Origin of the sequence: Thiocystis violacea, assembly GCF_016583575.1 — a bacterium.
In the GTDB taxonomy this organism is placed as follows: Bacteria; Pseudomonadota; Gammaproteobacteria; order Chromatiales; family Chromatiaceae; genus Thiocystis; species Thiocystis violacea.
The window spans coordinates 1-21599 of the sequence record NZ_NRRG01000031.1; the positions used below are offsets into that span (position 1 = coordinate 1).

The 21599-nt window shown below is 62.9% G+C and carries 14 protein-coding genes; 4 read left to right on the forward strand and 10 right to left on the reverse strand.

The window, feature by feature from the left end:
- Positions 1 to 87: 87 nt before the first annotated feature.
- From CKO27_RS14705 to CKO27_RS14730, 6 genes are all read right to left on the reverse strand, one after another.
- A complete protein-coding gene (locus tag CKO27_RS14705) occupies positions 88 to 1212 on the reverse strand; it encodes a HEPN-associated N-terminal domain-containing protein (protein ID WP_200375659.1) in 1125 nt (374 codons plus the stop codon).
- Between the two features lie 148 nt (positions 1213 to 1360).
- A complete protein-coding gene (locus tag CKO27_RS14710) occupies positions 1361 to 2143 on the reverse strand; it encodes a hypothetical protein (RefSeq protein WP_200375660.1) in 783 nt (260 codons plus the stop codon).
- Between the two features lie 153 nt (positions 2144 to 2296).
- On the reverse strand, positions 2297 to 4249 hold the full coding sequence (locus tag CKO27_RS14715) for a phospholipase D-like domain-containing protein (protein WP_200375661.1): 1953 nt from the start codon (positions 4247 to 4249) through the stop codon (positions 2297 to 2299).
- Positions 4250 to 4397: 148 nt separating this feature from the next.
- Entirely contained in the window at positions 4398 to 5330 is a 933-nt protein-coding gene (locus CKO27_RS14720; RefSeq protein WP_200375662.1) for a 2-dehydropantoate 2-reductase, read from the reverse strand.
- Positions 5331 to 5462: 132 nt separating this feature from the next.
- Positions 5463 to 8909 carry an acyl-[ACP]--phospholipid O-acyltransferase gene (locus CKO27_RS14725; protein WP_200375663.1) on the reverse strand — a complete coding sequence of 1149 codons (3447 nt, stop codon included), beginning with the start codon at positions 8907 to 8909 and terminating at the stop codon, positions 5463 to 5465.
- Positions 8910 to 9160: 251 nt separating this feature from the next.
- Positions 9161 to 10318 carry a glycosyltransferase gene (locus CKO27_RS14730; RefSeq protein WP_200375664.1) on the reverse strand — a complete coding sequence of 386 codons (1158 nt, stop codon included), beginning with the start codon at positions 10316 to 10318 and terminating at the stop codon, positions 9161 to 9163.
- 337 nt (positions 10319 to 10655) lie between these two features.
- Here CKO27_RS14730 and CKO27_RS14735 point away from each other — a divergent pair, with 337 nt between their 5' ends.
- On the forward strand, positions 10656 to 13172 hold the full coding sequence (locus CKO27_RS14735; RefSeq protein WP_200375665.1) for a serine protease: 2517 nt from the start codon (positions 10656 to 10658) through the stop codon (positions 13170 to 13172).
- Between the two features lie 425 nt (positions 13173 to 13597).
- Here CKO27_RS14735 and CKO27_RS14740 read toward each other — a convergent pair whose 3' ends face one another.
- A complete protein-coding gene (locus CKO27_RS14740; RefSeq protein ID WP_200375666.1) occupies positions 13598 to 15181 on the reverse strand; it encodes a hypothetical protein in 1584 nt (527 codons plus the stop codon).
- 265 nt (positions 15182 to 15446) lie between these two features.
- On the opposite strand from CKO27_RS14740, the gene CKO27_RS14745 reads away from it, so the two are divergent.
- From CKO27_RS14745 to CKO27_RS14755, 3 genes are read left to right on the forward strand one after another with little or no spacing between them, the layout of a single operon-like run.
- Positions 15447 to 16163 (forward strand): glycosyltransferase family 2 protein, encoded by a 717-nt coding sequence (locus tag CKO27_RS14745; RefSeq protein WP_200375667.1) that lies wholly within the window; start codon positions 15447 to 15449, stop codon positions 16161 to 16163.
- 10 nt (positions 16164 to 16173) lie between these two features.
- Positions 16174 to 16557: a DUF2304 domain-containing protein gene (locus tag CKO27_RS14750; RefSeq protein WP_200375668.1), complete on the forward strand. Its 384-nt coding sequence runs from the start codon at positions 16174 to 16176 to the stop codon at positions 16555 to 16557.
- Between the two features lie 5 nt (positions 16558 to 16562).
- Positions 16563 to 17735 carry a glycosyltransferase gene (locus CKO27_RS14755; protein ID WP_338116055.1) on the forward strand — a complete coding sequence of 391 codons (1173 nt, stop codon included), beginning with the start codon at positions 16563 to 16565 and terminating at the stop codon, positions 17733 to 17735.
- On the opposite strand, the gene CKO27_RS14760 is transcribed toward CKO27_RS14755, so the two are convergent.
- From CKO27_RS14760 to CKO27_RS14770, 3 genes are read right to left on the reverse strand one after another with little or no spacing between them, the layout of a single operon-like run.
- Positions 17699 to 19183 carry a hypothetical protein gene (locus CKO27_RS14760; RefSeq protein ID WP_200375669.1) on the reverse strand — a complete coding sequence of 495 codons (1485 nt, stop codon included), beginning with the start codon at positions 19181 to 19183 and terminating at the stop codon, positions 17699 to 17701. The two genes, CKO27_RS14755 and CKO27_RS14760, sit on opposite strands and share 37 nt — an antisense overlap.
- Before the next feature lie 2 nt (positions 19184 to 19185).
- Positions 19186 to 20379 (reverse strand): hypothetical protein, encoded by a 1194-nt coding sequence (locus CKO27_RS14765; protein ID WP_200375670.1) that lies wholly within the window; start codon positions 20377 to 20379, stop codon positions 19186 to 19188.
- Positions 20380 to 20421: 42 nt separating this feature from the next.
- Positions 20422 to 21573: a glycosyltransferase gene (locus CKO27_RS14770; RefSeq protein ID WP_200375671.1), complete on the reverse strand. Its 1152-nt coding sequence runs from the start codon at positions 21571 to 21573 to the stop codon at positions 20422 to 20424.
- Between the last annotated feature and the right edge of the window lie 26 nt (positions 21574 to 21599).

Consider the following 21599-nt stretch of genomic DNA (forward strand, 5'->3'; position numbering starts at 1 on the left):
CCAAATCAGGTGGACTTTCAAGTCATGAACAGTGTGCGATGCTTTTCTGTAAGACCTCATAAATGAGAGTATACTAAAAGTCTTGCACTAAAGTGCATAGTTTTTACTAACGAATTGATACAATAAAACGAGATTGCGCCCTCCTTTTTGAACGGCGCTTGGATAGATCATGCCTTGGACCTTTGCTGCGGAACCTTCGAAAACAGTCATGGCAAAGAATTCAGAGATGATCTGTGACGGCACATAATCGATGTGTTCATTGCCGTCTTTTTTTGTCGGCGTACTGATGTCTTTCACAAACTTGCTTATAAAAATTAGCTCTTCACGTTCCCGCTTGCGGTCATGATCGAAGATTGATGGCAAATCAGGGGGTCGGGAAAAATCAATGACCGTAAGATCGCGGTTGGTCACGAATTCTGCATAAGCTGCATCACAGGGCGGGCGAGGTAGAACTTCAGCCAATGCGGTTTCAAGGTCAAAGGAAAGGTACAGGTAGCTGATGCCAGCGGGATTCATTCTTCCGGCGCGTGCCTTGTTATTTGGTGGCGCGCCCATTTCCTTGGGGCAAATCTCCCAATTGGCATGATTTTCACGTGGCCGTACCCGATAGAATTTTGATTCCTCTGGCAATTTAAATAACAGACCATGCTCTTCTACCAAGGCACCAACACTTCTCAGGATTGCTTGCGGCGGATATTCCCACGGCTCTTTTTGATCAAGGTCATGAAAAAAATAGCGCGTTTGATGTTTGACGATGCGAGTGAATTCGTTCCAGGACCAGGATAGTTCCTCGTGCGGATGCAGCGATGACCAATTCCCCTCTACGGATGGCACCCAATCTTGGTTTATGAATGCCTCCGCAAGATCCTCGAAGAGATCTTCATTACACTCGAGCCCTAAGTGAAAGAGCGCCTCTCTTGTCTCGATGGGATCGACAAGCCAACCGCCACCATCCCGAGGTACGCCTGCGTCAGCGGGCTCTTTGAAGTAAGCTGAGATGGTTCTTGCTATGACTGGCAGTATTACATTGATTGGTGCCACGATAGGGCTTTCTGAGTTACACGTACAGTAAGAGCAAGCGCCAGGCTCGCTACTATGTTCAATCAACGATTTAAGAAACACATCTTGAACGCAATCGGAGCAGACTTTGGTGTCTAATTCATACCAGCCACGCTCCATCGTCTCGATCAGTTCGTCTTTAGCTCTTCCCATAATGATTCTCAAAGGATTATGCGTTTGATGCCAGGTGTGATTTCAACATATACAAAAATCATTCGATCTTAGCCGCATCCCGAGCGGATGAATGGAAATTGATTAGCAGTCGCTATTGATGAACGCATTCGACTCTGGCTGGGCTCGGCTAAAGAAAATCGTCTTCTAAATCAGTCAGTTCGCTAGTGGAACCAGATGGTTTTGGCTGATTTTCTTGATTCGGAAGGGCAGGCAGTGCGTCCATGAGTTCGATGATGTCTTGACGGCGCAGAAGACGCCAAATTGGCAGGTCCAGAAAAAGCAAACCTTCAAAATCCCAACGATCCTCGAAGCGCTCGATGAGATCCAGGCTCCAAGGTAAAGCTGGGTTATGGGATAGCCCATATTCTCCCCATTCCCACCGATCAGCGAAGCGTTCGATAAGATCCAGGCTCCAAGGCAAAGCTGGGTTAGTGGACAGCCCAAGTACTCCCCACTCCCACCGATCGGCGAAGCGTTCGATGAGATCCAGGCTCCAGGGCAAAGCTGGGTTATCGGACAGCCCAGGCCATCCCCACTGCCATCGATCAGCAAAGCGCTCAATGAGATCCAGGCTCCAGGGCAAAGCTTTATTACAGGAAAGTCCGTTTTTCCACATATTCCATTGATGATAAAAAAGATCCTGACCGAGAGGGTCGGTATACGAATACTCAATATCACGATCCCATCGATTAGTGAGGCGCTCGATCAACTCGGCATCAAGTGGGTGGTAATCTGATAGGTGCCTCACCAAAAACTCCGGATGCCTCCGCAGCAACGCCTTGAACCGCTCGCGCTCGGCCTCGTCCTTGGCAGCGGTTGCGACTGCGAGTATTCGATCCGTGACCTGCGCCAGAGCCCGGCCAGTGGCGGGCAATAGGGCGCGTGGGGGATGGGGTAAGTCGTCACTCATTGCATGGATTCTCCTGATCGATTCTGCTCGTCAGTCGGTGGACAGGGGCGGCTGATCCGTCGCCAGCATGATTATCGTCTCGGCCAGGTCGCAACCGATGCGCCGCGATGGACTGGGGCGTTCTGTCGATCGATCATCAATTGGTCAGGCACGTCAGAACGGGCATTCGTCATCATCCGGAAACCCGTCGGCGTCGTCCGGGTCTTCTTCCAGCGGGTCGGACAAGCTGTCCATCAACTCCACGATGTCCTGCCGGTGCAGGCGCTGCCAGAGCGCCGCGAGATGCCGCGCGACACTCGGTTGCCAGCGGTCGGCATAGCATTCGATCAGCTCCAGACTCCAGGGGAGTGCGGCATTGTCGGAGAGCGCGTCCCAGTCCCAGCGATTCGCAAAGCGTTCGATCAACTCCGGAGTCCAGGGCAGCGCTGGATTGGCGGACAGGGCTGACCAGTCCCAGCGATCGGTCAGGTGTGCAAGCAGCGCCGCGCTCCACGGCAGGGTCTGGTTGGCGGAGAGCGCCTGCCAATCCCAGCGCTGCGGATAGCGTTTGAGCAGCGCGAAACCGAGGGGGGCATGACCGGACAGGCCCGATATCAGAAACTGTGGGTGCGCGTGCAGGAAGGCTTTGAACCGGGCGCGTTCGGCCATGTCCTGACCCTCCGGATCCGCGTCCCGCCATCCCATCCGGGCCAGTTCCGCTTCGAGCTGGAAGACGGTTTCTTCGAGCGTGAGGCGCTGTTCGTCGAAATAGGCGTCCCAGTCTGTCAGCGCCTTGAGCGTCTGATAGGTGTCGGTGCGGCGCAGCGCCAGAAGCTCGGCCATGAGCTGGTCGAGGTCGTGGCGCAGCACCACAATGGCGTGTTGCAGCGTCTCGGCATCGGTCAGGGGCGCGCCGTGCGCAACGAACAGTTGCCCTTCGCGCACCCTGGCATGGATGGCCTGCACGGTGGCGAGATCGTTGTTGCGATACGCGGCCTGGAGCTGGATGAAAAGCTCGCCGGCGCGCGCCTGATCTTCCGCATGCACCTTGTCCGGGTGACAACGCTGGCTGGCCTCGCGATAGAGGCGTTTCAGTTCGCCCAGGTCTTCGGCCTTGAGCGGCGGGGGCGGCGGTGTCTCGTGGGCGCGGGCGTTGGCGTCGCGATATTGCGCGTAGTCGGCTTGGGCGCGGTCAGCCTCCGCTTGGAGGGTCGGATTAGCCGCGGCCTGTCGGCGCTGTTTCTCGGCTTGCAGCTCCAGATAACGGCTGGTCAGGTCGCCGAGCGCGTGGCTGGCGCGGAGCGAGAAGGCGTGGATCTGACGCTCGATCTCGGCCTGCTCGTCGCGCAGGGCGTTGCGTTGCAGATCCAGGGCGCGCAGGGCGAGATGCAGCAGGGCGGTCTGTTGATGTTTGACGGGCGCGCGTTCGGCGCTGCCGGTGAGATAGTCATCGATCCAGGTCAGGGCATCGTCGCTGTGCTGGTCTTGCAGGGCGGCGAACAGCGGGTCGAGCCCCAGCGCGTGGCGGGCGGGTTGGAGCTTGTCGAGCTGGGCGTTCAAGGTGTCCCAGTCTTCCAGCAGCAGAAGGTTGCGGACGATTTCCAGGCGGCGGCGGACTTCGGCGGGGTCGATGCCCTGGAAGCCGAGACCGTGGTCGCGTAGCAAGGTTTGGAAGGCGTCGAGATAGTCGGCGGCGATGGCGCGGCTGAGATCGTTGTCGCTGCCGGAACCCTTGGGGGTGTCATCCGTGATGACGAGGACGAGCCCATCCGGGTTGTCCTGTGCCGGCTGGGTCCAGGGGTAAGAGCCGGTGATGACGGTGGCCTGGTCGATGACACAGAAGTTGTGATCGAGCGTCGGGGCACGGTTGTCGTCCACGGGGAGCAGGAAGACCTCGCCGCCGCTGTCCTGCAAACGCTGGAAATTGAGGCGTCCAGGGCCGACGTTGTGCGGATCGTTCGGCACGGCCAGTTGTACCTGGAGACCACGACCGGCCTGTTTGCACAGCAGATCGAACAGGTCGCGGTCGGTGAAGCCTGCGACGGCGGCGACGATGTGAGCGGTTGCCGCGGTTAGCCGCTTGGCGATCTCTTGGGGGATGTTCTCGAAGTGGGCCGTGGTGTCCATGTTCGCTCCTTGATGACGTAACTTTCAGGCGATCGCCCGGGCCAGGATGTTCGTTAGGTCGCCGTAGTGAGGTTCTCCCGAAGTATTGTCCTCCGATCGATGGGCCTTGGGATCGCGAATCGAAAAGCCATCGGCGCCCCGGAGACCTTCAGACCTGACGATTGCGCCGATCGACGAAGCTCAATTGATCCGCGATGGTCTCGACCGCCGCGAGCCGGATGCCCCGTTTGGCCACTTCCCGCAAGGGTCGGCGGTACATGTATTCGATCTCGAGCGCGCGCCTGGCCAGGTAATCCAGCCGCATGCTGGGGGCATAGGGCTTCATGCGTTCCGTCATCGCCAGCAGCCTGGCGGTGAAGTCCGGGTCGAAGGGCACGCCACAGACCGCCGCGCCGACCGCGACTTCCTCCATCAACCGCTCCGCGACGCGCCTGGCCTGCGGGTCCGCCATGATGAGGTCGGTATTGGCGCCGAGCAGGACGGAGAGCCCGTTGAAGGGGATGTTCCAGGCCAGTTTGCGCCAGCGCGCCTGCGGCAGGGACGGCCAGGTCTCGACCTCGATGCCGCCGGCGGCGAAGGCGTCCATCAGACGCGGGATCCATTCCCGGCCCCGGTCGTCGAAGGGCGCGAAGCTCACGCGCCCATAGTCGAGGTGCGCGATCCGTCCGGGGCCGATCTTGTTCGAGCACAGGAAGCAGAGGCCGGCGATGACGATCGCCTGGGGGAAGGCGTCGGCCAGTTCGTCCTCCATGGTGAGTCCGTTCTGGAAGTTAAGGATGACCGTGCCTTCCTGGACCAGGGGACCGAGCAGCTCGACCAGTCGGTGGTTCTGGGTGGTCTTGAGCGCGACACAGAGGATATCGCTGGGAGGGATCGGATCGGAGGCGGCATGGACCTCGACCGGGAAGTGATGCTGGTCTCCGAGCGGAGACTCGACCCGCAGTCCGCGTTCGCGGATCAGGTCCAGATCGCTACGGGCGACGAAACGGACGGTCGATCCGCCCACAAGCAGTCTGGATCCATAGAAACCGCCCAGGGCGCCGGTGCCGAGAATGGTGAAGCTCGGGTGTGTCGGATGCATGGATGTGTGCCTTGCGTGCATGGCCAGTGGCCGATGAGCCCACTGTAACGGACGTCGCCGGGGATTCGCCAAGGCTTGTGAGCCAGCCCGAAACTGGCCGAGGCCGGCACCTGGAACGCCCCTTCCGGACCATCAGGACGCGAGCGCCAGCCGGCGGACGGCGCCGAAATCCGTCTTGCCGCTGCCGAGCTTGGGAATCGCCTCCACCCGCACGACCTGGGAGGGGATGCCGAGCGGGTTCACGCCCGCGTCCAGCAGCTTGCGGCGCAGCGCGTCCGCATCGATCTCCTCGACGACCAGCAGCAGGATGCGCTCGCCCTTGCGCTCGTCGGGCAGGTTCACCGCCGCGACCTCCAGATCCGCCCGGCCGAGCGCCCGGCGCACCTGCTCCTCGACCGCGCCGAGGCTGATCATCTCGCCGCCCAGCTTGGCGAAGCGCGAGTAGCGATCGACGATGGAGAGGAAGCCGTCCGTGTCCAGATGGCCCTTGTCGCCGGTCTTGTACCAGCGCGTCCCATCCAGCTCGACGATCGCCTCGGCGGTCTTCCCGGGCGCTTTCAGATAACCCTTCATGACCTGCACCCCGCCGATCAGGATGAGACCATCCTCGCCCGGCGGCAGCGCCTCCAGGCTCACCGGGTCCACCACCCGGAAGCTGGTCCCCGGCAGGGGCAGCCCGACGGAGCCCGGACGCGAGCCGGACTGGATCTTCCAGGTGGTGGTCTCCAGCGCGTCGGGCACGTTGACGCTCGCCACCGGCGTGGTCTCGGTGGCCCCGTAGCCCTCCAGGATTTCTTTATGGAACTTGAGCGCGAAGGCCTCGCGGACATCGGGGCCGAGCCGCTCCGCGCCCGCCACGACGATCCGCAGCGACTGGAGCATGAGCGGATGCACCTTGCGATTGCGGGTGTAGAGCCGCAGAAAGGTCGAGGTGCTGCACAGCACGGTGGCGCGATAACGGGCGATCGCCTTGGCGGCGCCGACCGCGTCGGTCGGATCCGGATGGCAGACCATGGGGACGCCTTCCAGCAGCGGCATGAAGGTGGTCGCGGTGAGCCCGAAGGCGTGGAACAGCGGCAGGTTGGACAGCACGACGTCGTCGCGCTCGGTGTTGAGCACATCCGAGATCTGGCGCACGTTGGCCATGATGTTGCGGTGGGTCAGCTCGATGCCCTTGGGCGCTCCCTCGCTGCCGCTGGAGAAGAGGATGGCCGCCGTGTCCTCGGGGTGGCTTGGCCGGCCGAACAGCCGCGCCAGCCAGGCTGCGGGCAGCAGCGACGCCAGCGCCAGCATGGCAAGCGCGCCGAGACGACCGATCCCGGCGCGGATCCCCTCCATCGGATGCAGGGTCACGCCCGGCAAGGCGGCGGCCATATCGATCCCGCGCGATTCCAGCTTGCGCAGAAAGCGGTCGGCGGTGATGACGTGGCGCACGCCGGCCAACTCGACGCCGGCCCGCAAAGCCTCCGCGCTGGCGGTGTAATTGAGGTTGACGACCGTCTTGCCGGCCAGCAGCGCGGCCAGATTGGCGATGGCCCCGGCGCTGCTCGCGGGCAGCAGGATACCGACGGCGGACTCGGGCGCGAGACGACGGATCCGGCCGGCGAAGAGGAGCACGGCGGTGATGAGTCGGCGATTGGAGAGACTGGTCCCGATGGAATCGGTGATGGCGACGGCGCCTGGATCGCGCTTGGCGGTCGCGAGCCAGGCGCTCGGCAGCGTCGGCAGGGTCTCGACATAGTTCCGCCAGGAGGTCACCGACAGCTCGAACACCGCCTGCTTGACCCGCTCCGCGCTGGCCTCCAGCGGCAGGGTCGGCCCGAAGGCCACGATCACCTCGCGCGCCCGGCCGTCGCGGCGGTTCAGGCGCAGCTTCTCGCTCGCGTTGGAGAAGCGGCTGCCCCAGAGCCCGCGCTGATAGAAGGGCAGGATGACACCCGCGCCGGCCGCGCGCGCCGACAGCTCGAAGCCGCGCTTGAACTCGGAGAGCTGGCCGTTCTTGCTGAGCGTCCCCTCGGGGAAAAGACAGACGACCTCGCCCGCGTCGAGCAGCCCCGTCACGATCTGGATCGCCTGACGGCTGCGTCCGCGCGAGATCGGCACCACGCCGAAGAAGTCCAGGAACCAGCGCAGATACCAGCGCTCGTAGATCCAGCGCTCCATGACGAAGCGCACCGGACGCGGGCTGGCCATCTGGATCATGGCCCAGTCGATCCAGCTCACATGATTGCCGAGCATCAGCACCCCACCCTGGGCCGGCATGTTCTCCAGTCCGATCACGCTCAGTCGATAGCGGGCCGACATGACCCGCGCGATCAGGAAGCGCAGCAGCGACTGAGGCAACTGATAGAGGGTGTAGATGGCTCCGGCCAGGGCGATCACGGCCAGCGCCAGCATCAGGAAGAGACCGCCGACCTCCAGGAAGGCGGCCACGACCGTGAGCCCGAGAAAGGCCAGCATCACCAGGTTCTGGACGAAATTGTTGGCCGCCAGCACCCGTCCGAGCCCGCTCTCTCCCGCGTTGAACTGGATCAGGGCATTGAGCGGCACTAGGAAGAGCCCGGCCAGGAAACCGAGCAGCAGGAAGTTGGCCGCGTGCGCCCAGGCCGATTCGAGCCCCGGCAGGAGAAAAAGCGCGACCGCGATGCCGATCGCCCCGATGGGGATCAGGCCGGTCTCGATGTGTTGGCGCGAGACGCGCCCGGCGACGATGGAACCGAGGATGATGCCCAGGCCCGAGCAGGCCAGCATTCCCTGGATGACCACCGTGTTGGTCTCGCCCAGGGTCTCCTTGGCGAAGGCGGGAAAGGCGGCCAGGATCACCTGCGAGATGGCCCAGAAGACCGAGAGCCCCACGATCGAGAGCCAGATCACCTGGTTGTCCCAGGCCGCGCCCAGGTTGTGCCTCAGATAGCGCCCAGTCCGGTACCGACCCCAGTCGAAGCGCAGTGCGTTGCCCTCGTTGATCCCCGGCAGACGATAGGCGACGAAGACCTCCAGGAGCGAGCAGAGCACCAGCACCCAGCCCAGTGGGGCGATCAGGTGCATGATCTCGCCCGGTGAGCCCAGGGCGACGTTGGCGAGTCGCCCCTCGAAGAGGACGGAGAAAAAGAAGATGCCGGCTAGGATGGCGGTGGTGGTGGTCGCCTGGACCCAGCCATTGGCGGACGCCAGCGCCTCCTTGCCGACCAGTTCCTTGATATAGCCGTACTTGGCGGGCGAGTAGAAGGCGCTCTGCGCCGCCAGCAGGAAGGTCATGGCGAAGGCGGGCCAGAACCAGCCCAGGTAATAAAAAAGCGTGATGCAGAGCGTCAGGCCGACCGCGACCCAGGCGCTCGCGCGCATGACGCGGTTCTTCGGAAAGCGGTCGGCCATGAAGCCCGAGGGCGTGAAGAGCAGAACGAAGGGCAGCAAGATCAGGGCGTTGACGATGGCCGTCAGCAGGATCTGGATATCCCCGTCGTAGGTTTTGAAGAGCGTGTTCTGGATGACGATCTTGTGCCCCAAGTCCACGAAGGCATTGAGGAAGATCATCAGGATATAGGGGAGAAACCCCGTGATGCGAAACAGTTGACCCATGAACCTTATCCTCGTTCGTCGCCAATCGAGCACGCCGCCCCAATGCCACGCGCTCGGGAACCGCTCGTGCGCCTATTAGGTGATTGCCTGAACACTCCGCGCCCAGTGAAAGGTCGTCAATGGACAGGATTTACAGGATTTACAGGATTTACAGGATTTACAGGATTAAAAACAGTACGTTAAAAAATCCTGTCCATCCTGTGAAATCCTGTTAATCCTGTCTATTCGACTCGGACACAGGCATGAACTTTTCAGGAAACGGCCTTGGCAATCAACGCCTCGTCGCCGTCCCGATCCCGAACCGCGACCCCAAGCGCCTCCAGATAGGCGCGCGCGCTCCGCCCCTGCTCGTATTCCGCCACCGCTTCCTGGAGCGCGGCCGGGGATGGGGGGCGATCCAGGGTCGCCAGCATGGCCTCGGCCAGCGCCTCGGCGTCGCCCACCGGAACCAGCGGCCCATGCCGGCCGCCATCCAGGATCTCGACGGGACCGCTCGGACAGTCGGTCGAGGCGACCGGGATCCCCAACGCCATCGCCTCCGTCAACACGTTCGGCGAGCCTTCCCAGGCGGACGAGAGAACGAACAGGGACGCGCGCGCGAGGTAGCGATACGGATTGGCCTGGAAGCCCGGTAGCGCTACGCTCCCGGTCAATCCCAATTCGGCGATTAGCGCCTCCAGCCTGGGGCGCGCCGACCCTTCGCCCAGGATCATCAGACGAGAGTCGCGCGCGGCGCGGACCCTGGCGAAGGCGCGGATCAGGGTCGGGAAATCCTTCTGGCGCTGCAACCGCCCCGCGCCCATAAGGACCGGCGGCTGGCCGGGCTCCAGCCAGGGGTGAGGACAGGGCTCGGCCGCCCGCGCGAAGAGTTCGGGCGTGATTACCGGGTTGCGGATGACGTCGATGCGCTCGCGCGGGATCCGCGCGACCAGCGCCGTGTCATCCGCCACGCCCCCGGAGACCGCCACGATGCGGTCGATCGCCGGATACAGCCGTCGGATCGGCAGGTAGCGCAGCCAGCGTTCGACGCCGCGGCGCTCCGCCATCGCGGTCGAGAGATTGGTTCCGAGTCGCAGCACCAGACGGGTGTCGACGCCGCTCAGGGCGCGCGCCAGGACGGCGGCGCGTCCGGCGCGATCCTTGGCCGCCAGCAGGGCGACCGGCCGGCGCTCACGCAGATAACTGGCCAGCTCGGGCACGGCCAGAAAGGTATGGCTGGCGCGCAAGCGGACAGGATTCACCCCCGCCGGCAGATGCGCCAGGTGGGGGCTGTCGGCGCGCACCAGGACCAGATCGACCGCCTGACCCAGTTCGACGAAACCGCGCAGCAGATTGACCAGCATCCGCTCGACACCGCCGGCGCCGGAGAAGGAGGCGAAGACGGCGATCGGGCGCTGTCCGGCCGACATGGCTAGCGCGACCCCATCCGACGCCTGGCGGCGCGATCGGGGAAACGCGGTTGGGCGTCGTCGCGCCGTTCGGCGAATCGGAACCCATGGCCGCCAACATCTTCCTGGATATGCATTAGAATCAGCCTGCAAGGGTTCCACGCATCGCACAGGCTCGAGAAGAAGCGGTATGCTCTCCGGCGGACGCCCGTCAAGGGATCTCGTTTCCAATGGCACACTATCGTTCACCCGGCTCAATTGCTCAAGCAGGCTACTCGAATGGCGGGCGATATCGATCGACCCGTCTCATGATTCATCGAAACCCAATGTACATGGTCGTTTTGCAGGAGTCATCGCGATGGATAGAAACCGTCTGACCGGAAGACTGATTCCGATCGTCTTACTGGTCGTTTCCGGCGCCACCCCGGCGGCCGGGGTCTTTCCGGAACAGCCACCCGCGGGCGTGGCGCAACCGGCCCTACAGCTTGCCCACCAAGCCTCGATCGAGCGACTCGACGCCATGGTCGGGCAGCGTCCGGAAAAACCCGCGACGTCCGTGGGACTGACCTCGGAAGACCGGGAGCGGATCGCCAAGCTCAACGAATCAGCCGCTTCGGGCAAGCCGCTGATCGCCGGCGCGGTCAAATCGATGGAGATCGGCATCGACTTGCGCCCGGTCGATGTCTCGGCCATGTCCGATCAGACCTATGGCTTCCAGGATGGCACGGTGCGCCGTGTGGATGGACGCCTGAACTGGGTGATTGGGATCGATGCCCCCGAATCCGCCGGCCTGAGATTGCGCCTCGACGACGTGAATCTACCCAATGACGCGAGCATCTATATCCACAATGGCGCCGGTGAAGTCCATGGACCCTATCAGGGGAATCGCACCAGCTTCTGGACCAACACCATTACGGGCAACCGTATCTATGTCCAGGTCGATGTAGCCGAGGCGGCTTCCGACGATGTCCGCTTCCGCATTGGCGCGGCGCTGCTCTTCGACCCCCGCTCCAAGGCGTTCTGCCCGACCAACGCGCCCTGCATCGAGGATGGTTCCTGCCACACCGCCGCGGAATGGAGCGAGATCGACAAGGTTCGCAAGGCCATCGCGCACATCAACTTCATCGACGACGGCTGGAGCTATGTCTGTAGCGGCGGTCTCCTGGCCGACACGGATCCCAACACGACCATTCCCTATTTCCTGACGGCGAACCACTGCATCAGCGACCCGAAAACCGCCGCGACAGTCGAAACCTGGTTCAACTATCAAACCCCCCACTGCAACGCCGCCTGCCTTCCCATTCAGCCGGGCACCCATTCCACGCTCGGAGCCACGCTGCTCCAGAACTCGGCGGTCGACGATCACAGTCTGATGGTCCTGGACGAGGCGCCACCCGCCGAGGCTTGGTACCTGGGCTGGAGCAACACGCCGATCGCCGATACCGATGGCACCATACTTTTCCGCCTCAGCCATCCGCAAGGCTCGCCCCAAGCCTATTCCGCGCACCGCATCGATCGGTCGGTCAACCCGGCCGATTACTGCGGCACATTGACGCTGCCCCGTGGGGCGTACATCTTCAGCCGCAATGTCATGGGCTCGACCGAGGGCGGCAGCAGCGGGGCACCCGTGCTGACGGCGGCGGGGCAAGTCGTGGGGCAACTCTTCGGGGTGTGCGGCTACAGTATCGACGACGTGTGCGACGCCAGCAGCAACAGCACGGTCGATGGCGCCTTCGCCAATTATTACAAGGACGTAGCGCCCTGGCTGAGCCCGGATCCGCTGCAACTCCCCGTGACCGTGCAAAAATTCGGAACCGGCGATGGACGCGTCGTCTCCTCGCTGGAGACCGACCTGTCGGCGGCCTCGCAATCGGCCGGCGCGGTCAATCCGATGTTGCTTGGCGGCACCCCGGTGGCGCAAACCGAGTGGCCGTGGCAGGCCGCGCTGGAAGTCACCACATGGCGGATCAATGACAAGTGGAAGTGTGGCGGCTCGGTGATCCATCCCAACTGGATCCTCACCGCCGCGCATTGCGTCATCGACGCTATCGACGAGCGCTACACGACGGTCTCGCCATCCAGCATCAAGGTCCGCACCGGATCCACCCGCTTCGAGTACGGCGGTCAGGAATCCAAGGTCAAGCGCATCGTCAAACATCCGGAATTCGATCCCATCAGCGGCGATCACGATATCGCGCTCCTGGAGCTCAAGAGCCCGGTCTTCGCCGATCCCATCCGCCCCGTGACCTGGGAGTACGAACCAAGCCTGGCCTGCCCCGGTACCAGCGGCTCGATCACGGGCTGGACCACCACGGAGCTTTGCGGAAACCCGGCCGTCGTGCTTTCCAAGGTGAATGCCGCCATCGTTGACCCGGATCGATGCCGTTCAACCGAGGACGCCACCATCACCAGTAACATGATCTGCTCGACCTCCACGGCTGGAAACGATGATGTTCAGTTGGACAATGGAAGCCCTCTGGTCGTCGGCAATGGACGGGGCGGTTACGTGCAGGCTGGCATCGTGAGTTGCGGCACGGCCAATCAACGCTGCGAATCGGCCACCTCGCCGACCACCCATACCCGCCTGGCCAGCCACGTCGAATGGATGGAGTCGGTGACGGGCAAGGACTTCACGTCGGCCGTTGGTCCGAACGTCATCGACTGCGGCAGCACCTGTCGCGGCCAGTTCGCCAAGGACAGCCTCGTCACCCTGACCGCCATCGCCAGCCCCGGCTCGACCTTCGGCGGCTGGGAAGGCGCCTGCGATAGCACGGAGGACACCTGTGAGTTGACCGTGACCCAGGCGCTCAACGTCAAGGCGGTGTTCAATTCCGCTCGGCTCAGCGCGCTATCCTGTAGCGGCGGTACGCGCTAAACCCTGGTCCCAAGCGAGTCAGCCCGAGCCGCCGAAAGGCGGCTCGGGCTTTTTTGTGTCCCGGACGCAGGACGCATCGCGTACCATTTCCGCTCGGGATCAAGAAAGAAGATCGGAAGGTGGATGCCCCAGTCGAGAGGATCGGCGCGTGGAGGATGAACACGTCCGGCCAACATTGGCGCCAGTCCAAACCTGGGAGCAGAGGCTTTGCCCCATTATCCTTGTATCTTGAGCCCCGGAGCGTACAGGATGGGCATCGCTCTCCCCATCCTACGAATTGGAACACTGCCGATCGAAAAGCTGGGTCCGCGCATCGGGCACCGGCACGGAGTACCAACAGGCGCGCATGAAAAAACCGCCCCGGTTTCCCGAGGGCGGTTTGGAATAGTGCTCAGACGAGGGTACGCGGCGCGTACCCTACTAGATTAATAAGGACTCGGGCGGTTCAGATAGTCCTCGTAGGCATCCGTGTCGATGGTGTTGGTCGGCAGTTGAGTCCCGTGCCAGGTGAAGTTGTAGGGACTGGAGTACTCGTTTTCCGGAACCTCCACGACTCCACCATACTGACTACAACTGCATAGAGCCTGGCTTTGATAGGTATCGCACGGCGTAACCTCGGCTTCCGGATCAGTGGGCAAGGTGCCACCAGACCAACAACCCGGAGGGGAATTTTCTATGTATTTGCAGCCCGCCTCGATACCAACCACGCAACTCACCGGAACGTTGTTGCAAAACAATCCATTCTCAGAATCACAATCGTTCGGGAGATAGCAAGAGCTTCCACTTTCACACTCGCAAAACCCCGTGAAGCCACCCTCGGCGGTGCTGGAAACAAATTGTTTAAGCAGGCAAGGCGCCGTAAAGAGCCGCTTGTGGTTTACCTTCATAAAGTAGTAACCAGGATCCTTCAGGCCAATCCTGAACGTGGCCGTGGGATCGTTCACCGTGTCCGTATTCACCGAGAATAGAGGAGTCAAGGTCTCTCGCGATTCGCCAGCCGCCCAGCGATCTGCCATCGGTTTATCGTAGACCTCCACGAACCAATTGCCGGGACCGCAAGCCTCCTTGGCACAGAACGTGAGTGTCACGATTTCATTCCCTTTCGTCTCGTAGACAAACCAGTCGTTTTCACCCTGCCCCCACACAAAGGTGTCTTCCTCATCCCCAACGCCAGGTAAGGCGACGTTAAAGGTCAGATTGATTAATCCATACATGCTAACCCCCGTGGCCAATGGGTTAGCGCGTCCCGGCACATCGTTCGGCTCCACCTCGGCGTCATAGAAACCGACGACAGGCTGCTTGTTGACAAGATCCGAGTCCTGAAGAAAGGCCGCGATCGAATAGGGATAGGCGTTGCTGGCGGTCTTGTCGGCCGGCTGAACGACGACATAATAGGTGCCCACCAGACCAAGGGTCACGCTATAGGTTACCGAGGTAGCGGTCGCTTGAATTCCGCCCACGACATTGGTGTTGACGTTCGCGAAGACGTTTCCGGCGGCATCCCGAACCGAGAGATTCCAAACGGCGGGGGATCCTCCCGGCAGATTCGCTCCTTCGATCCAATCCGCGACCGAGAAGTTGATCAGCAGGTTCTGGTTGGGTGATGTACTCGCGGTATAGAACCAATCCTGATCGGCTGGGCTGTAGAGCTGACCCCAGAAATTCACCCCCAGCGTCAGCGGATCACCGGTGATGAAGCTGTCGTTCGGCTCGGTCTCGCCGTAGGTAGCGTCCGGGATGCATGAAGCGAGCGTGATGCCACAGCTCCGCGGATCCGCGACACACTGGGCGATCTGAGCGGCGGTTCCATCACCGTAGCCAAGGCTGTAACCAAGGCTGTAGCCCCGGTTGAAGCCGTTCTCGTCGCCCGCGGCGAATCCCTGGGCGTAGCTCGCGTTCCGCTCGTCCTCGCAGGTCTTGTCCGAGGGGTATCCGCCCAGGCCGACCGCGCCAGCCGCGGCCGGGAGCAGCAGGGCGAACCCCAGGAGAGAGTAAAGGAGAGGCTTCATATCATCGTCCTTTGTACAAAGTTCTGGAAGCGAACCGCGCTCATCGACACAAGAGTGTGGCATCTAAGCGTATGATGTGAGTGCTCCCAAGTTTAGCCGAACGCGAGGGTCGATCAAGGGATCGTTCGCGGATCAAGATCGTTATTTGGTGATTCGTGTCTAGTTTTCGTTTATCCAAACCCTTTATCGGTGACCCGCGCGAGGGCCGGCTCGAAGCGCATTCCGGGCCTGACATCCGGACCTTTCGCCATCGCTTCGCGCCACGATGAAAACGCCTGAAAATTCATCCATCGCGGTCTTGATACCCGCTCACAACGAGGCCGCGACCCTGGGCGCGATCGTGCGCGACGTGCGTTGCCTCTGGGGTCATCCGGTGGTCGTGATCGACGATTGCAGTTCGGACGCGACCGCCGAGGTCGCGCTCGCGGCCGGGGCTACCCTGCTGCCGCTCCCGCTGCGGCTGGGCGCCTGGGGCGCGATTCAAACCGGCTTGCGATACGCGCGGCGCCAGGGTTACCGCCTGGCCATTACGCTGGATGCCGATGGGCAGCATGAGCCGGCCTATCTCGGTGCGCTCGTCGCCCCGGTGCGCGATGGACAGGCCAATGTCGTGATCGGCGCCTTCCCCGCGCGCGCCAGCCCCGCGCGACGAATCGCCTGGCGTTATTTTCGCTGGCTGACCGGGCTGGATCTGGAAGACATCACCTCCGGTTTTCGCGCCTACGACCAAGCCGCCATGAGACTGCTCGCCTCCAGCGAGGCCACCCTGCTCGATTACCAGGATGTCGGTGTCCTCCTGACGCTGCATCGACACGGCCTGCGCGTCATCGAGGTGCCGGCGCCAATGCAACCGCGCGCCCAGGGCGTCTCCAGGGTGTTCAAGTCCTGGTGGTCGGTGGGAAACTATATGTTGCAAACCAGTGTACTTTGCCTCGCGCGGGTCGGTCACGGCCGCGCCAAGGTATCCGCCCAAGACAGCTAACGCCCCCATCATGACCTATCAAATGACCTCGATGGTGATCGGGCTCCTGCTCGCCGCCGTGATTCTGTGGCTGGTGCGCCGCGACCATCTGCATGGCCCCTATGCCATCTGGTGGATCGGCGCGGCGGCGACGGTGTGCATCCTGGGCTTCTTTCCCAGCGTCTTCGACAGGATCGCCGTGCCTCTGGGCGTGGCTTATCCGCCGATGCTGGCCATTGTCCTCGGTTTCGCCCTGCTCCTGGTCAAGATCCTGACCATGGATCTGGAGCGCTCGCGCCAGGAGCGTCAGATTCGGAGGCTCGCCCAGCAACTCGCCATGCTGGAGGCACGCACACCCTCCCCGCCCGCTCCGGACAGACCGGGCCTCGACACCCAGGACGGTCTGGTCGAGTAGGCGACGTGCGCGTCCTGCATATAGGGAAATATTTTCCGCCCTTCGCGGGCGGCATGGAGTACTTCCTCGCCGACCTGCTTCCAGCGCTCGCGGCCCAGGGCGTTTCGGCCTCGGCGCTGGTCCATTCCGAGCAGCCTGGCTGGCGCGGATCGCGACCCGCGCCCCCGGAGGCGCCCCAGGTCCATCGGGCACCGACCCACGGGCGTCTCCTCTACGCCCCGATCAGTCCGTCCTTCCCGACCTGGCTGAATCGGATCATCCGCGAGTTCCGGCCCGACCTGCTGCACCTTCATCTACCCAACACCTCGGCCTTTTGGGCGCTGGCGCTGCCATCGGCGCGGCGTCTCCCCTGGGTGATCCATTGGCATTCGGACGTGGTCGCCTCGACGCTCGATCCGCGCCTGCGACTGGCCTATCGCCTCTATCGGCCCTTCGAGCAGCGATTGCTCGCCACGAGCCGCAAGATCATCGCCACCTCCCCGCCCTATCTGCATTCCAGCCCCGCGCTCGCGCCATGGCTGGAGCGTTGCGAGGTCGTCCCGCTTGGCTTGGATCCCGCCCGAATCCCGGAGCCCGCGCCCGAGGCGCGAAATCGCGCGGAGACCATCTGGGGCGACGGGCGTTTTCGCGTCCTCGCGATCGGGCGACTCACCTATTACAAGGGGCACGAGATTCTGATCCAGGCCGCGTCGGCGCTACCCGATACCCGCGTCCTCATTGTCGGCACGGGGGATCTGGGCGAGCGGCTGGCGGCGCTGATTCGCTCGCTCGGTCTGCAAGGACGTGTCGATCTCCTGGGGTATCAACCCGAACCGATGCTCAATGCCCTGCTCGCCAGTTGCGATCTCCTGTGCCTGCCCTCGATCGAGCGCACCGAGGCCTTCGGTCTGGTGCTGCTGGAGGCGATGCGTTTCGGCAAACCCGTAGTGGTGAGCGACATCCCAGGCTCGGGGACGGGCTGGGTTGTCGATCAGGCCGCCAACGGCTTGCTGACGCCGCCCGGCGATCCGACCTCACTGGCGGAGAGGCTCGGGCGGCTTGGCGAGCATCCGGAGCAACGGCGGCGGTTCGGCGAGGCTGGCGCGCGGGCGCTGCGGCGGACCTTTGGGATCGGCGCGATCGCCGGGGAGATGGCCAGGATTTATGCCGAGACGATCGACTCCTTCGAGCCCTCCTGATGGATTCCGGACCTGGCGTTAGGCAGGGATCCACCCTTCCACGCGGTCGCCGCCCCGAAACGCAGCCAGAGCGTCAGCAGGAAGAAGACGTACAGGGGCATGAAATGCAGGAGCAATCGACCGAGACTGGTCGCTTGCTCCGCCCAGCGGGAGGCGTCGGTGAAGAAAAAGAGCAGGAACAGCATCAGGAAGCTGCCGAATACGAAGGTCAGCGCCGCGAGCCGCCAAGGCTCTTTCACGCCCCGGATCACCAGCCCGAGCGCGATCGGACTGGCCAGGACGAGAAGATAGCCGAGCAGATGCCAGTTTTCCTGGGCGAAGAGCGCGCGCCCGAAAGCTCCCCAATTGTCGTGATAACCCAGCTCGAATCGCCCTAAAAAAGGTAATTGAAGAGCGGCCGTGGAGAACTCGATCATCCCGATGAGCGGGAGATCGATCCGCGCCCCACCCAGGACGAGCACTCCAATCCCAAGGCCAACCAAGGCGAGCAGCGCCAGGATCATCCAACGCCCACCCAGGCGGGCCGCGAGGAACGCGGGCACGAAGAGCCACAGCCAGGCGCCCCCCTCCAGCTTCAGGAACGGACAGGCCGCGGCCAACAGCAGGAATAGCACGCCCTGTCGCCGGTCGCCGTCGCCTAACCAATGCAGGAAGGCGATCGCGCTCAACCCAAGCGCGCTGGCCAGCCAGAGATCGGCGTATCCCGCCAACGCGACATGGGTGTTCAACAAAGGAAGCGACAGCAGCAACCAGAGACCGACCAGGCTCGTGAGTGGCGAGGCACCCCAGCGGCGCGCCTGGCCATAAAAGCCGAAGGCCAGCGCGATGGCGCATCCCAGCCAAGGCAGATTGGCCGCGCTCTCGTTCCATCCGCCATAGGCCAGTGTCGGCCAGAGCGCCAGGAGCGAAACGGCCTTCGGGTAGTTCCAGGCGGCGAGGCCGTAGACCGATCCGGAAGCGTCGGCCAGCCAATCAGGCGGCGCGACGAACGGCACCAATTGATGCCATTCGGACCAGACACGCGCCCTGACGGCCCAGGTTGTCCAGGCATCCCAGGGAAACAGCGGTTGCCACCAGATTTCGAGCGCCAAACCCGTGAGTCGCAGAACGATCCAGCACAGCAGGAGCACGAACAGGAGGCGCGACCCGAGCGGCATGTCGTCTCGAACGGCTAGACCCTTGGGTTCGAGGCGCCGGTCGGACAGCCGGCGAACGCCCACCACCGTCAACAAGGCGAACACCAGCATCAGGAGCCAGAACGCGGCGATCAAGCCCAGGGGAGACAGCAGATACAGCGCCAGGACACCGCCCAGCATCGCCAGCGGATAGCCGTAGCCAAGGGCCAGGGGCCAGGCGCCCGGCGAATCGCTTGGCCAGAACACTTTGAGCGTCAAGGTTCCAGCGAGCCAGGGAAGAATCAAGGCCAATCCGACGCCAAACCAACCCATGCTCAAACGCCTCCACCGACTTTGAACAACACGCCCAGGCCCGGTCTCGCCAACTCCAGGGATACAGGCAACCGATAGCCGTCGAACGACAGCGTCGACGACCCACGTTCGTAGGACACTTGATCCAGGGGCATCAGCATCAGAACGTAATCCCCGGCCTTGACTCCCATCCCTTGATCGAGCGAGGCGGCGAGATAGGCGTTATGAGGCAGGAGGTGGTACCGCGCACGGGCGGGGCCGTAACCCGCCGGATCGGGGGAGACGATGAAGAGCCTGACGACCTTGTCCGCGAGATGTCCGCGGATTTCGTGCAGAAAAGGAAAGAAGTCGCGATCAGGCCCCGCTTTCTGACGCGCGACCTCATCCAGGCCGTCGTAGAGCGATCGCGTCTGGTCGAGCCGCTGAATCAGCAGCCACTGCCAACGCGCATCCAGCATCAGCCAGCCCAGCAGAAGAATGGCGACATAGGGAGCGCTGCCCCTGAACCCGCGCCAGGGCGGATTCAGGAGGAGATACAGCAGGCCGGCCATCGCGCACCAGATGGCCACCAGAAGCGTCGGCGTCAAATGAACCGCGCTTGAGGCGGAATCGGTGAAGTTGATCGAACGTCCGGACCACCCCTCGTCGTGCATCCAATCGCGCCAGGCCTTCGGGAGGATTTCCCGAAGCATCGGGATCTTTGGCTGCAACATCATTTCCTGGAGCAGGAGCGGCTCGCTCAGTGGACCAACGATGGCCAGACCGACACCGACAACCAAGCCGTCCCAATTCGGATCGGCGGTCAAATCCAGGAAACCGGATTCGCGCTCTCCGGCGGACACCACTCGGTCGAATGGCTTTCTGGTGTTGGCGGCCGTCGCCCAGATGATCCGCAGCTCCTGGTCGGTACTCAATCCATCCAAACGCCAGCCGATGCCCTGATAATCCTTGGCCTCGAAGGCGCGAATCGCGCCCTGAATCACGATGGTGGCATTGGCCCCGGATCGAACGACCGAAATCCCACCATCGGCAGGCCCGCCCTCGCCATTGACGAGTTGGAGATCCTGACCCTGCAACCGGACCCTCGGCGCGGCCGGATCATCGACCCAGCGGCCGATCACGCCCAACAACAGGATCAGACCAAGAAACCCGCCGAGAACCGCGAGCACCAGGCCGATCGGTCGACGCCAGCGAGATGTCAGTCGTCGATGTTCCATCAGAGGATTCCTCGTCAACGCCAGGAGGCGCTTGGTCGTCGCTCAACCGCGCGCGGCCAGCTCCATGAAAACCGCCTCGTAGCCCCGCGCCATGCGCTCGATCGAAAGTTGCTCGGAGCGTTCCAGCCCCAGGGCGACGAATGACTGCCTTCGACCCCGGTCGGCCAACAATCCGGCGATCGCCGAGGCGAGCGATTCGGCATCGTCCATGGGCACGAGCAACCCGTACCGGCCGTTGCCGAGCACCTCCCGCGGCCCATGGGGACAGTCGGTCGCGACCACCGGCGTGCCGCAGGCCATGGCCTCCAGCATGGTATAGCCAAACCCCTCGAACTGGCAGGTATGGACATAGAGATCGGCGCGACGGATGTAAGGATAGACATTCTCCCGATGCCCCACGAAGAGGACGCGATCATTCAGATCCCATTCGGCGACCTGGCGCTCAAGCGCGCCCCGATCAGGCCCGTCGCCAACGACGATCAGGGACGCGGGATAGCGATCCTGAAGGCGACGAAAGGCCGACAGCAGCAATCCGAGATCCTTCTCCGGCGAAAGACGCGCCGCGACGCACAGACAAGGCCGGTCGCCCGGGAGTCGCTCCAAGCCCGGCGCGGGCTCTTGCGCGGCCAGGATCACGCTGGCGCGATCGATTCCGTTTGGAATGACCCTGGTTCGATCAAAGGGGCCGAGAAAGCGTCGCCGCAGCTCAAGCGCCGTGCCGTGCGAGGGCACGATCATCCGATCGGCCAGCCGAGCGGTGCCCCCGACGGCCAGGCGCAGGAAGAGGTGTCGCCCGAGGCCATGCTCGTAGCGGCGCATATGCTCGTACACCGGCCCACGAAAACTTCCGACCGTCTTGATCGGCAGGCGAGCGAGCCGGACGCCGAACACGGCTAGGGCGGACGGATAGTGCATCATGCCTAGGACCAGATCCGGACTCGTCTCTTGGATCAGCGCGCCGGTGACACGGGCGTCCTTCAACAACCCGTTCGGCGTACTGAACCAGCCGCGCGACAGGTGGGAAGAGGTGTCGATGAATGAATCGAAGGCTTGGGGCAGAAGACCGCGAAGCGCGGCGGGCGCGGCCAGGGTAATACGACGAACGAGACCCCGGTCGAGATGAGAGAGCAGGTTGCTCGTGGTTCGTTCGGCGCCACCGAAAACAGTCGCGAGATGCAGAATCAGTAGATGCATGAGCCGATGGAGTCGCGCGAACGGCC

Excerpts from the sequence above, each read along its gene's own strand:
- CKO27_RS14765 (WP_200375670.1), bottom strand. The coding sequence starts at position 20,379 with ATGGAACATCGACGACTGACATCTCGCTGGCGTCGACCGATCGGCCTG.
- CKO27_RS14715 (WP_200375661.1), bottom strand. The coding sequence starts at position 4,249 with ATGGACACCACGGCCCACTTCGAGAACATCCCCCAAGAGATCGCCAAG.
- CKO27_RS14760 (WP_200375669.1), bottom strand. The coding sequence starts at position 19,183 with ATGGGTTGGTTTGGCGTCGGATTGGCCTTGATTCTTCCCTGGCTCGCT.
- CKO27_RS14745 (WP_200375667.1), top strand. The coding sequence starts at position 15,447 with ATGAAAACGCCTGAAAATTCATCCATCGCGGTCTTGATACCCGCTCAC.
- CKO27_RS14750 (WP_200375668.1), top strand. The coding sequence starts at position 16,174 with ATGACCTATCAAATGACCTCGATGGTGATCGGGCTCCTGCTCGCCGCC.
- CKO27_RS14725 (WP_200375663.1), bottom strand. The coding sequence starts at position 8,909 with ATGGGTCAACTGTTTCGCATCACGGGGTTTCTCCCCTATATCCTGATG.
- CKO27_RS14720 (WP_200375662.1), bottom strand. The coding sequence starts at position 5,330 with ATGCATCCGACACACCCGAGCTTCACCATTCTCGGCACCGGCGCCCTG.
- CKO27_RS14735 (WP_200375665.1), top strand. The coding sequence starts at position 10,656 with ATGGATAGAAACCGTCTGACCGGAAGACTGATTCCGATCGTCTTACTG.
- CKO27_RS14740 (WP_200375666.1), bottom strand. The coding sequence starts at position 15,181 with ATGAAGCCTCTCCTTTACTCTCTCCTGGGGTTCGCCCTGCTGCTCCCG.
- CKO27_RS14710 (WP_200375660.1), bottom strand. The coding sequence starts at position 2,143 with ATGAGTGACGACTTACCCCATCCCCCACGCGCCCTATTGCCCGCCACT.
- CKO27_RS14705 (WP_200375659.1), bottom strand. The coding sequence starts at position 1,212 with ATGGGAAGAGCTAAAGACGAACTGATCGAGACGATGGAGCGTGGCTGG.
- CKO27_RS14770 (WP_200375671.1), bottom strand. The coding sequence starts at position 21,573 with ATGCATCTACTGATTCTGCATCTCGCGACTGTTTTCGGTGGCGCCGAA.
- CKO27_RS14730 (WP_200375664.1), bottom strand. The coding sequence starts at position 10,318 with ATGTCGGCCGGACAGCGCCCGATCGCCGTCTTCGCCTCCTTCTCCGGC.